Raw genomic sequence first — 12,310 nt, 5'->3', positions numbered from 1 at the left:
GCGTATGTATGTATTCATAAATGTAAGAGCAAGATTACAAAGGTGAAAATATCGGATGGCGTTTAGATTATTTTGTTGTTTCGGAAAGAATGAAAGACCAGATAACAGAAGCGAAAATTAATAGTGAAGTGATGGGATCAGACCATTGTCCAGTTGAATTACATATAAATTTCTAAAAAAAGAAGTATCTCCCTAATATTAGGGAGATACTTCTTTTTTTAATTCAGTTTGTTAAAATTTTTCAAATCATTCTTGAAATAATTTCATATTAAATATATACTTAGTAACGATAATCATTATCAGTGAAAATGATTATCAAGTGATGAAGACGTAAAAGAATTATAGTCTAGGGGAAGTGAACGTGAATGAGTTCTGGATAAAATTATTAATCTAATGAAATATATATATGGAATAAGATTCATATAGTTAAATTCTATTGAGAATATAGTTTGAAAATTTGAGAGGAGACATATAAAGATGAACAAGAAATTATTTACTTTAGGGATGGTTACCGTTTTAAGTGTAGGTTTAGTGGCATGTAATAGTGCGGATAAAACTTCAGGCGAGCAAAAACAACAGACAAAAGCTACGGAAACGAAAAAAGATGAAAAACGAAAAATTACATATTTAGGTAAAGAATATACAGTGCCAGCAAAAGTAGATAAAATTGCGACAGCTAGTTTAGAGTCAATGGAAGATGCGGCAGTACTTGGAATTAAACCAGTTGGTGCCATTACTGTAGGTGGTAAACTACCAAAATACCTGGAAAAAGAGTTAGAAGGTGCGAAATCTGTTGGTGAGAAAATGCAACCCAATTTCGAAACATTACTACAATTAAAACCAGATGTGATTACATCAAGTACGAAATTCCCAGCAGAAACAGCTGAAAAGTTTACGAAAGTAGCTCCTACATTCCCGGTATCACACGTTTCAACAAATTGGGAAGATAACTTAAAGTTAATGGGAGAATTAACTGGTAAAAAAGATAAAGCAGAAAAAATTATTAAAGACTACAATTCAGACGCTGAAAAAGCAAAAGCAAAACTAGGAGATAAGTTAAAAGATAAAAAAGTACTTGTCATTAGACTAAGAGCAAACGAATTATTCCTATATCCAGAAGGAGTATACTTCAACCCTGTAATTTATAAAGATCTTGGACTAACTGCTCCAGAACAATTGAAAACTGTAAAAGCACAAGAGAAAATTTCATTTGAAAAACTTGCTGAACTTAACCCAGATTATATTTTCTTACAATATGAGGCAAGTGAAAATAAAAATCCAAAAGTGTTAGAAGAAATTGAAAGTAATCCAATTTGGCAAAGTATGAATGCTGCGAAGGAAAAGAAAGTATTTGTAAACGTTGTAGATCCAATGGCGCAAGGTGGTACTGCTTGGAGTAAAACTGCCTTCTTAAAAGAAGCAGTGAAAAATTTATCTAAATAATACAATAAGTAAGGTGCGTTGAATGATATGCAGAAAACAAATGCAGTACCAGTAACTATATTATGTATAGCACCCATACTCATCTTATTTACAGTTATACTTTCGATTTTGTATGGGGCGAAAAGTATTGATGCTGAAACAGTGTGGAACGCATTATTTCATTTTGATTCAAGTGATGTAAATCATAATATTATTATTACTTCACGTTTACCAAGGGTAGTTGCAGCTCTTTTAGTCGGAGCATTTCTAGCCATATCAGGAGCACTTATGCAGGGGATGACAAGAAACTATCTTGCATCCCCTTCTATTATGGGTGTGACGGATGGTGCTGCCTTTGTTATTACACTTTGTATAATTTTTCTTCCAGGAATGTCATCAATTGGTATGGTTATATGTTCAATGATTGGTTCTGCACTCGGAGCCGGTATCGTGTTTGGTTTTGGTTCGCTCCTTCAAAATGGCTTATCACCAGTTAGGTTAGCGATTATAGGAACAGTTATTGGAACATTTTTAAGCAGTGTATCGGCTGCAATGGCTTCGTATTTCCAAATTTCTCAAAATGTTAGTTTTTGGTTTAATGCAAAGTTAGATCAAGTAGATCCTAATATAATTAAAATCACGATACCGTTTGGGATAATTGGAATAATTTTAGCATTGTTAATATCAAAATCTATTACCATTCTTTCATTAGGCGAAGAGGTTTCTATTAATTTAGGACAGCGTACAAAACTAGTTAAAGCGATGGCAATTTTATCGGTAATTTTTTTAACAGGAACAGCAGTTGCTTTAGTGGGGAAAGTTGGTTTTGTAGGTTTAATTATTCCGCACATTACCCGCTTTATAATTGGGGTAGATTATAAGTGGATTTTGCCATGTGCAGGTGTTATTGGTGGCGTTTTCTTAGCGTTATGTGACGTTTTGAGTAGATTTGTAAACTATCCATTTGAAACACCTATTGGAGTCGTTACCTCCTTAATTGGAATTCCTTTCTTCCTTTATTTAATCCGTACTAGAGGAGGAGAGAGACATGCTTAAAAGTTCAAGTCAACGTTTCGGAATGACGATGGGGATTATTATATTTTTAATACTATGTGCTATCTATATTAGTTTAACAAATGGTACGTTCGACATTACGATTACAGATGTATTTAAAACACTTTTTAGAATTGATCCAGTACCAGAACATGATTTAGTTATTTTTGAGTTTCGTCTTCCGCGTATCGTAATTGCTGGATTAGTAGGATTAGGCCTTGGTGTTGCAGGTGCTGTTATTCAAGGGATTACGAGAAATGGATTGGCGGACCCAGGTATTTTAGGAGTAAATGCCGGAGCGGGAACAGCGATTGTCATTTTTATGTTTTTCTTTCAAGGACAATTAAAAACCACAGACTGGGTTTCTATTATGATGATGCCAATGTTTGGTTTAGTAGGTGGATTAGGTGCAGCTATCATCATTTATCTGTTTTCTTGGAAAAACGGTAAATTAGATTCGCAGCGACTTTTATTAACAGGGATTGCAATTGGATCGGGATTTGGAGCTTTTTCTATGTACTTATCACTCAAAATGAAGTCAACTGATTTCGAGATGGCTGCAGTGTGGGTGTCTGGAAGCATATATAGTGCGAACTGGAAGTATATTGTGGCTATGTTACCATGGCTTATTATCTTAATTCCACTTATACAAAAGAAAGCTTATTTATTAGATTTATTCCAATTGGAAGAAACGAGTATTACAAGTTTAGGTGTTTCAGTAGAAAGAGAGAAATCGATTTTATTATTAAGCAGTATCGGGCTTGTGAGTGCATGTGTTGCTGTTTCAGGGAGTATCGGTTTTATTGGCTTAATGGCACCGCATATAGCGAAAAGACTTGTTGGTATTCAACATAAGTATATAATTCCTACGTGCGGCGTAATCGGAATGTTTCTTGTAATTGCCTCAGACTTTATTGCAAAAACAGTTTTCACACCTGTAGAGTTACCAGTTGGAATCGTTATTTCTATTGTCGGTGTACCGTATTTCTTATATTTACTTTATAAGGCGAAAGCGTAAGAGGAGGAATAAAAGTGAGTATTTTAAGTGCAAAAAATTTAGAAACAAGTTATGAAAAGCTTACAGTGTTTCGCGGTTTAAATGTGGAAATACAAGAAGGAAAAGTAACGACAATTATAGGTCCAAACGGTTGCGGTAAATCGACATTGTTAAAAACAATGGGAAGAATTTTAAAACAAAAAAGCGGAAAAGTATATTTGCAAGGGCAAGATTTACATACAATTTCAACGAAAGAAATTGCGAAGCAGTTAGCTTTACTCCCGCAAACTCCAATTGCACCAGGTGAACTTAAAGTGGAAGAATTAATTTCTTATGGACGCTATCCACATCGAAATAACGTAAATAAGTTAACGACAAAAGATAAAGAAATGATTGATTGGGCATTAAATATAACGAAAACTTCTGAATTTCGAACGAGACAAATTGCAAATTTATCAGGTGGTCAAAGACAAAAGGTATGGCTAGCGATGGCATTAGCACAAGAGACAGAAGTGTTGCTATTAGATGAGCCAACTACATACCTTGATATGTCTCATCAATTAGATGTATTACAAATTGTGGAGAAGTTAAATAAAGAACATAATTGTACGGTTGTTATGGTATTACATGATATCAACCATGCAGCAAGATTTTCAGATGAAATTATTGCAATGAAGGAAGGAGAAATTGTTACAACTGGTAGCCCAGAAGAAATCATTACAAATGAAGTATTAAAAGAAGTATTTCATATTGATGCACGTGTCATGATTGATCCGTATAACGGGGCTCCTGTTTGTTTCGGTTATGATAGCGTTGTATCTCAAGAAGAAAAAATCGAAATATATGTAACAAGTTAAAAAGGGGGGGATAGGGTGAATACTACAGTTGAAAAACAGCAGATTATAATATCTAATACAGAACAATGGAAAATGTATTCAAAATTAGAAGGTAAGGAATATCAAATTCATATTTCAAAGCCGAGGCAACCAGCACCGGATTCAGGATATCCTGTCATTTACGTATTAGATGGCAATGCCTTTTTTCAAACATTTCATGAAGCAGTTAAAATACAATCAGTAAGAGCGGAAAAAACTGGTGTTTCACCAGCTGTTATAGTAGGAGTGGGTTATCCAATTGAAGGCGCATTTTCAGGGGAAGAAAGATGTTATGATTTTACGCCTAGCGTAATTTCAAAAGATGCCCCTTTAAAACCAGACGGTAAACCGTGGCCTAAAACAGGAGGAGCACATAATTTCTTTACTTTTATTGAAGAAGAACTGAAACCACAAATTGAAAAGAATTTTGAGATTGATAAAGGTAAGCAAACGTTATTTGGGCATTCTTTAGGTGGATTATTTGCTCTCCATATACTATTTACAAACTTAAATGCTTTTCAAAATTATTTTATTAGTAGTCCATCTATATGGTGGAATAATAAATCCGTACTTGAAAAAGAAGAGAACCTTATAAATGAATTAAACAATGCTAAGTTTGAAACAGGAGTGTTCCTTACAGTTGGGTCACTAGAACGAGAGCATATGGTTGTAGGTGCAAATGAATTATCAGAGCGCCTTCTCCAAGTAAACCACGATAAACTTAAATTTAAGTTTTATGAAGCTGAAGGGGAGAATCATGCATCTGTTGTGCCGACGTCTTTAAGTAAAGGGTTGAGATTTATTAGTTACATATAGGAAAAAAGGTTATGGATGAAACATTCCATAACCTTTTTTGATATGTAGAATTGTCCTTTTTGAAAGTTTTGTTTCAACTTTTCGTCTAAAGAGACAAAAAGTTGTCACAAAACGGTCACAATTAGCATAAACATAAAATAGACGAAATGAACTTATTTCCAAAAAGGCTCGGTTTATTCCGATCATGATTTGTAGAGCTGAAAAAGTATGGATTAAAAGTTCACTATATTCCCAAGGAGGTAGATCGTATGAAAACTATTCTTGCTATCGCTGGACTTATTTGGGTTCTATCGCATGGCATCCCAATTTATGAAGGAGAACAAATTCGCAGTGCTCTGAATAAAAATTTTAATGAATATCATATCATTGACCGGCAAGATAATGTTGTAACAGTTCGAGTAAATGACTGTTTTCATACGGTAACCGTTGAAGGAACTTCAGTAGTGAATGATACAAAAGTATGCGATCAGCAATAATCATATATGGAAAGAAAAAACTCTTGGATTAAATAGCTGAAAATTAAGTTTTTAATATTATAGACAAAGAATAAGCGGGGGGCGGGTAATCCCCGCTTATTCTTGTTTCATTTTATTGAACTTTGATGAGAGATATAATGATTTTTTTGAAAAAAAGAAAGGGTATACTGAAAATTGAGATTAAGAAGCTAATGCGTTGTTAAGAATAATCATAAAGCGGAAATATACTCATATGGGGTATCATACATAGATAATTAATGCTATAATTGGTATACTCGTAAAAGCAATTGTTTTATTGGATGAAGAGAAACTTTAAGAAGGTGATAATATGGGTCATAAAGAGCATGAAGCGGTAACACATAGATCAGAAAAAGAAAAAGAACAAATTATAAATAGATTAAAGAGAATTGAAGGACAGGTCCGCGGTATTCAAAATATGATTGAAAATGATCGTTATTGCGTGGATATTTTAGTGCAAATTTCAGCGATTAATGCAGCGATGAAAAAAGTAGGAATGGGTGTATTAAAAAACCATACAAGTCATTGTGTTTCAGGTGCTATTAAAGATGGCAATGGTGACGAAGCAATTGAAGAATTAATGACTGTATTTGAACGTTTTTCAAAAGCGTAAAAACAAGCTAGTATGTCACTGGCTTGTTTTTTTTTGTTTACCTTCATAATAAGGTTTCGGGGTATTGATGTGAAAAAGTGTGTGTAAAATAAACTTTTAGAAAATAATTGAAAAATCATGATACAAAACCATTGATTACCTTAGGGGGGTATGGTAAGATGTAATTGTGATTAACAAAGAATGAAGAAACAAGAGGAGGATTTTAAATGGAACAGTTAACATTACAAGTTGAAGGTATGTCTTGTGGACATTGTGTAAATGCTATCGAAAGCAGTGTGAAAGAGCTAAACGGTGTTGAACAAGTGAAGGTTCAATTAGCAGAAGGAACTGTTGAAGTTACTATCGACTCGTCTGCCGTAACATTAAAAGATATCGTTGCTGTAATCGAAGACCAAGGATACGATGTTCAATAATTATTTTTAGATATGGAAATAAATCGTACTTTAAATGAAGTACGATTTATTTTGCTAATAATTATACCTCATAAGGGTATATAGAGGTGAGAGACATGAATGAAAAAAAAGAGGCCAATCTTCAAATATCAGGAATGACATGTGCGGCATGTGCAAATAGAATTGAAAAAGGTCTAAAAAAAGTAGAAGGTGTTCATGAGGCGAATGTAAATTTTGCACTTGAAAAAACAAAAATAATGTACGATCCAACTAAAACAAATCCGCAACAGTTTAAAGAAAAAGTTGAATCGTTAGGATATGGAATTGTAAGTGATAAAGCTGAATTTACTGTTTCAGGAATGACATGTGCAGCATGTGCAAATAGAGTTGAAAAGCGTTTAAATAAGTTAGATGGTGTGAACAAAGCGACAGTAAATTTTGCTTTAGAATCAGCTACAGTAGACTTTAATCCTGATGAAGTTAATGTAAATGAAATGAAGAGTGCGATTACGAAGCTAGGATATAAATTAGAAGTGAAACCAGATGATCAAGATGCATCAACTGATCATCGATTACAAGAAATTGAAAGACAAAAGAAGAAGTTTATTATTTCGTTTATTTTATCTTTCCCATTATTGTGGGCAATGGTTAGTCATTTCTCATTTACGTCGTTTATTTATTTACCGGATATGTTAATGAACCCTTGGGTGCAACTAGCACTTGCAACCCCTGTTCAATTTATCATTGGTGGACAGTTTTATGTTGGAGCTTATAAAGCGTTACGTAATAAAAGTGCGAATATGGATGTTCTCGTGGCGCTTGGAACGTCGGCCGCGTATTTCTATAGTGTATATTTAAGTATTCAATCTATTGGTTCTTCGAAACATATGACAGATTTATATTTTGAAACGAGTGCGGTACTTATTACATTAATTATTTTAGGTAAATTATTTGAAGCGAAAGCAAAAGGGCGCTCATCAGAAGCAATTAAAAAATTGATGGGTTTACAAGCGAAGACAGCTACAGTTGTGCGAGATGGAACAGAAATAAAAATTTTGATTGAAGAAGTAGTAGCTGGTGATATCGTCTATGTAAAGCCTGGTGAAAAAATACCAGTAGATGGTGAGATTGTAGAAGGAAAGTCAGCAATTGATGAATCGATGTTAACGGGTGAAAGTATTCCTGTTGATAAGTCAATTGGGGATGTAATAATAGGTTCGACAATAAATAAAAATGGATTTTTAAAAGTGAAAGCAACTAAAGTAGGAAGAGATACTGCATTAGCTCAAATTATTAAAGTAGTAGAAGAGGCACAAGGTTCAAAAGCTCCTATTCAAAGGGTAGCAGATCAAATTTCAGGTATTTTCGTACCGGTTGTAGTTGTGATTGCGATTATCACATTTGCAGTATGGATGATATTTGTTACACCTGGTGATTTTGGCGGAGCACTTGAGAAAATGATAGCAGTACTTGTTATCGCTTGTCCATGTGCATTAGGTCTTGCAACGCCTACATCTATTATGGCAGGATCAGGAAGATCAGCAGAGTATGGTATTTTATTTAAAGGTGGAGAGCATTTAGAAGCAACGCACCGATTAGATACGGTTATTTTAGATAAAACGGGTACAGTGACAAATGGGAAGCCGGTGTTAACAGATGTAATTGTAGCAGATGGATTCAATGAAAATGAACTGCTTAGATTAGTAGGGGCAGCAGAAAGAAATTCTGAACATCCACTTGCAGAAGCGATTGTAGAAGGAATTAAAGAAAAGAAAATTGATATCCCAAGTTCAGAAACGTTTGAAGCGATTCCGGGATTTGGTATCGAATCAGTTGTAGAAGGAAAACACTTATTAATTGGTACACGTCGATTAATGAAGAAATTCAATATTGATATTGAAGAAGTTTCTAAATCAATGGAAGCGCTAGAACGAGAAGGAAAAACAGCAATGCTTATTGCAATCGATAAAGAATATGCTGGTATAGTTGCCGTTGCAGATACTGTAAAAGATACTTCAAAAGCAGCTATCGCAAGACTGAAAAAAATGGGTCTAGACGTTGTGATGATTACAGGAGATAATACACAAACTGCTCAGGCAATTGCAAAGCAAGTTGGTATTGATCACGTAATTGCAGAAGTATTGCCAGAAGGAAAAGCAGAAGAAGTGAAAAAACTGCAAGCAAATGGTAAGAAAGTAGCGATGGTTGGAGACGGGATAAATGATGCTCCTGCTCTTGCTACAGCGAACATTGGTATGGCAATTGGAACGGGAACGGATGTAGCGATGGAAGCAGCGGATATAACGTTAATCCGCGGTGACTTAAATAGTATTGCTGATGCGATCTTTATGAGTAAAATGACGATAAGAAATATTAAACAAAATTTATTCTGGGCATTAGCTTATAACGCGTTAGGAATTCCAATTGCGGCATTAGGTTTCTTAGCCCCTTGGGTTGCTGGAGCAGCGATGGCATTTAGTTCTGTATCCGTTGTATTAAATGCATTACGATTACAAAGAGTTAAATTAAAATCTTAAAGAGCTACATTAAGTAATTGAATAGAATTAAAAAACAATACTTTGAATAAGTATTGTTTTTTTGTTCGTATAGAAATTAAAACGATATAATAAAGCAGAAATATAGAATCGTATGTAGTAGAAAAGTTAAGAGGTAGTTTCGTAAGGAGACTTATATATGTTAAAAGATATTATAATTAGAACATTCCAGAAAGAAGATTTAGATCAAGTATTACAATTGTTCTATGAAACAGTTCATACGGTTAATGCAAAAGATTATAATGAGTTACAGCTACAGGCGTGGGCACCGGAGCGACTAGATAGAGAAAATTGGTTACAGTCTTTAGAAAAGAATATTAGCTATGTAGCGGATCATAAAGGTGTAATTGTGGGGTTTGGGGATTATAACGATGATCGTTACGTAGATCGTTTATTTACGCATAAAGATTATCAAGGGAAAAGAGTAGCTTCATACATACTACAGAAGTTAGAAAAAGAAGCAGTGAACCTAGGGCATAGGGAGATATATACAGAGGCGAGCATTACCGCAAAACCTTTTTTTGAAAGTAAAGGTTTTATTTGCATAAAAGAACAAAAGAAACAACATAATGGTCAGATTTTTATTAATTATGTTATGAAAAAAATATCCTTCTCATAAATGAGAAGGATATTTTTCATTATTTTACAGCTTCTTTTAGTTCTTTACCAGCTTTGAAAGCAGGTACTTTAGAAGCTGCGATTTGCATTTCTTCACCAGTTTGTGGGTTACGGCCTGTACGAGCAGCTCTTTCACGAACTTCGAATGTACCGAATCCGATAAGTTGTACTTTTTCACCAGCAGCTAAAGTGTTAGTGATTGATTCTACTACAGTTTGTACAACTACAGTAGCTTCTTTTTGAGAAATCTCAGCATTTTGTGCTACGTTTTTAATTAATTCTGTTTTGTTCATGTTTTTCACCTCATATGTAAATAATGCTATTTAAGTTGTTATTATAACGTATAAAACATTCGAGAACAAGTGTACGTACATATATTCGCAAAAAAAATGAAATTTGTAATATTTTTTAGGGCACTTTATAGACATTCCATTTAAGCGGACAGAGATTTGTTCTTCATTTCAGTCTTCTCTTGATGAGCAGGTAGTTTCTTATTATAAGATATGAAGTAAGGTAGTGCTACAAATAACATACCTCCTACTAAATTTCCAAAGAAAACAAAAATAAAGTTTGGAAAATATTCAGCCCAAGTGAAATGACCGGCAAAAATGGCGGCTGGGATGACAAACATATTGGCTACAACGTGTTGAAATCCAATCGCAACAAAAGTCATAACCGGGAACCAAATACCGATAATCTTTCCGATAAATTCTTTACTTCCCATACTGAGCCAAACAGCTAAACAAACGAGCCAATTACATCCGATTGCAGAAATAAATGCTTGCAATGGTGTATCTTGTAGTTTCGCTTGAGCGATAGAAATAGTTTTTGCTAAAAAAGCTCCTTCAGTTAAGCCAACGATATGACCGAAAAAGTAGGCTACAAATACAGCCCCTATGAAATTGCTAAATGTAACAATAACTAAATTTCGTATGAAATAAAATAAAGTAATTTTCTTTTGAAGCCAGGCCATAGAAACTGTCATCATGTTACCAGTTACTAGTTCACCGCCTGCAAGAATAACGAGAATAAGGCCAATAGGGAATACAGCAGCGCCTAGAAAACTAGTAAATGATCCCCAAGCCTTTGGCATTGTTCCAATAACATGAATATCGAGTAAATACCCTAATGCTATAAAAGCACCGCCAAAAAAACCGAGAATTAACATAGGGAGTAATGATAAATGAGCTTTTTTTCTTCCGGAATTAGCAGCAAGTTCCGTAATTTCTTCTGGTGTAAATACAGACATGAATAACCCCTCCGTAATAAAATGATGGAATGAATAGAAAAAATTTCGAAAATCTATGTATTATAAAAATATGTTATGACTTCTGTATAAAATTGTCAAAGTGAATAGAGAGGGAATTACATATTGATAACATTGTTCATGTTGTCACATGAATGTAACAATAAGGATTTAAAGTGTTTATAGAGGTGAAAACATGAATACGAATCATGTAAAAAAAGAACGAAAAAAATCAATCGTAAAGATATTTATTATTAGTTTTATAAGTATATTAATGATACCAGTAAGTTTGTATTATTATGCGACAGAAATAGAACGAAAACTAGTAACAGTTACGTGGAATGAAATAGAAGCTTCTACAATTCCTAAAGAGTTTAATAATAAAAAAATATTGCAGTTTTCAGATGTACATTTAGGACCAGAGTTTACACTGAAACAACTTGAACATTTAGTGGAGAAGATGAATGAATTACATCCAGATATAGTAGTTTTTACCGGAGATTTAATAGATAAATTTGGGTCTTATAGTGCGGAAAGAGAAGAAGCGAAGGTTATTTTGCAGAAAATTTACGCTCCCTTAGGGAAATATGCTGTGTTTGGGAATCATGATAGGGGCGGGGGCGGTAGTTTATTTTACAAAAAATATATGGAAGAAGCTGGTTTTTCTGTATTAGTAAATGAAGTGCAGAAAATTAAAGTGGAAAACGGCAAATATATTATAATATCAGGTTTGGATGATTTTCTATTAGGGAAGCCGCAAATAGATTCAACTTTAAAAAACTTGAAACAAAATGATTTCAACATGTTATTAGTACATGAGCCGGATGTTGTAACCAAAATAAATCGTTACCCAGTTGATCTTCAACTGTCAGGACATAGTCACGGAGGACAAGTCCAAATTCCTTTTGTAGGTCCGTTAATTACTACCAAACTAGCTGAGCACTACGTTGAAGGTATGTATGAAGTAGAGGGGAAGAGTAAGCCGTTATATTTATATGTAAATCGTGGCATTGGGACTACTAGGATGCCTGTTAGATTTTGTAGTGTACCTGAACTTTCAATTTTTGTGTTGAAGCAAAATAGTAACTAGAATATTTAACAATATGATTCCAAGGAACGTGCGATGTTGGTCGATGGAAAAGAGTTTCTTAAAACTTTAGATGTGACAAAGTAATTTTCATAAGTAAAAAACAACAATAGGACCTATAAAGGGACCTATTGTTGTTTTT

General features: G+C 34.0%; 13 protein-coding genes and 1 pseudogene. 12 read left to right on the top strand and 2 right to left on the bottom strand.

Features of this window, described 5'->3' with window-relative positions:
• Window positions 1-38: 38 nt before the first annotated feature.
• From QO049_RS10485 to QO049_RS10435, 11 genes and pseudogenes are all read left to right on the top strand, one after another.
• Window positions 39-176, top strand: a pseudogene (locus QO049_RS10485) (exodeoxyribonuclease III); the annotation flags it as partial.
• A gap of 301 nt (window positions 177-477) precedes the next feature.
• Window positions 478-1,443, top strand: a complete 966-nt coding sequence (locus tag QO049_RS10480) for an iron-hydroxamate ABC transporter substrate-binding protein (protein WP_246960981.1) — start codon at window positions 478-480, stop codon at window positions 1,441-1,443.
• A gap of 27 nt (window positions 1,444-1,470) precedes the next feature.
• Window positions 1,471-2,478 carry a FecCD family ABC transporter permease gene (locus tag QO049_RS10475; RefSeq protein ID WP_001173051.1) on the top strand — a complete coding sequence of 336 codons (1,008 nt, stop codon included), beginning with the start codon at window positions 1,471-1,473 and terminating at the stop codon, window positions 2,476-2,478.
• On the top strand, window positions 2,471-3,493 hold the full coding sequence (locus QO049_RS10470) for a FecCD family ABC transporter permease (RefSeq protein WP_284489271.1): 1,023 nt from the start codon (window positions 2,471-2,473) through the stop codon (window positions 3,491-3,493). The genes QO049_RS10475 and QO049_RS10470 overlap by 8 nt, the downstream gene beginning before the upstream one ends.
• A gap of 14 nt (window positions 3,494-3,507) precedes the next feature.
• Window positions 3,508-4,329: an ABC transporter ATP-binding protein gene (locus QO049_RS10465; protein WP_246960976.1), complete on the top strand. Its 822-nt coding sequence runs from the start codon at window positions 3,508-3,510 to the stop codon at window positions 4,327-4,329.
• Between the two features lie 15 nt (window positions 4,330-4,344).
• Window positions 4,345-5,163 (top strand): alpha/beta hydrolase, encoded by an 819-nt coding sequence (locus tag QO049_RS10460; protein WP_001098697.1) that lies wholly within the window; start codon window positions 4,345-4,347, stop codon window positions 5,161-5,163.
• A gap of 248 nt (window positions 5,164-5,411) precedes the next feature.
• A complete protein-coding gene (locus QO049_RS10455; protein WP_000849103.1) occupies window positions 5,412-5,639 on the top strand; it encodes a hypothetical protein in 228 nt (75 codons plus the stop codon).
• A gap of 328 nt (window positions 5,640-5,967) precedes the next feature.
• Window positions 5,968-6,270 (top strand): metal-sensing transcriptional repressor, encoded by a 303-nt coding sequence (locus QO049_RS10450; protein ID WP_000509876.1) that lies wholly within the window; start codon window positions 5,968-5,970, stop codon window positions 6,268-6,270.
• 206 nt (window positions 6,271-6,476) lie between these two features.
• Window positions 6,477-6,683: a copper chaperone CopZ gene (gene copZ, locus QO049_RS10445; protein ID WP_000436973.1), complete on the top strand. Its 207-nt coding sequence runs from the start codon at window positions 6,477-6,479 to the stop codon at window positions 6,681-6,683.
• A 95-nt stretch (window positions 6,684-6,778) separates the two neighbouring features.
• Entirely contained in the window at window positions 6,779-9,199 is a 2,421-nt protein-coding gene (locus QO049_RS10440; protein WP_284489270.1) for a heavy metal translocating P-type ATPase, read from the top strand.
• A 157-nt stretch (window positions 9,200-9,356) separates the two neighbouring features.
• On the top strand, window positions 9,357-9,836 hold the full coding sequence (locus QO049_RS10435; RefSeq protein WP_000910158.1) for a GNAT family N-acetyltransferase: 480 nt from the start codon (window positions 9,357-9,359) through the stop codon (window positions 9,834-9,836).
• A gap of 19 nt (window positions 9,837-9,855) precedes the next feature.
• On the opposite strand, the gene QO049_RS10430 is transcribed toward QO049_RS10435, so the two are convergent.
• Window positions 9,856-10,128, bottom strand: coding sequence for an HU family DNA-binding protein (locus QO049_RS10430; RefSeq protein ID WP_001043904.1), 273 nt, complete (start codon window positions 10,126-10,128; stop codon window positions 9,856-9,858).
• A gap of 140 nt (window positions 10,129-10,268) precedes the next feature.
• Window positions 10,269-11,084, bottom strand: coding sequence for a formate/nitrite transporter family protein (locus tag QO049_RS10425; RefSeq protein ID WP_000110530.1), 816 nt, complete (start codon window positions 11,082-11,084; stop codon window positions 10,269-10,271).
• A gap of 193 nt (window positions 11,085-11,277) precedes the next feature.
• Here QO049_RS10425 and QO049_RS10420 point away from each other — a divergent pair, with 193 nt between their 5' ends.
• Window positions 11,278-12,171: a metallophosphoesterase gene (locus QO049_RS10420; RefSeq protein WP_001095345.1), complete on the top strand. Its 894-nt coding sequence runs from the start codon at window positions 11,278-11,280 to the stop codon at window positions 12,169-12,171.
• The last annotated feature ends 139 nt before the right edge of the window (window positions 12,172-12,310 follow it).

The sequence above is a fragment of the Bacillus sp. RB3 genome (assembly GCF_030164735.1).
Classification (GTDB): Bacteria; Bacillota; Bacilli; order Bacillales; family Bacillaceae_G; genus Bacillus_A; species Bacillus_A cereus.
Note: the sequence above shows the minus strand (reverse complement) of the source record. Positions and strands in the feature narration are given on the sequence as shown.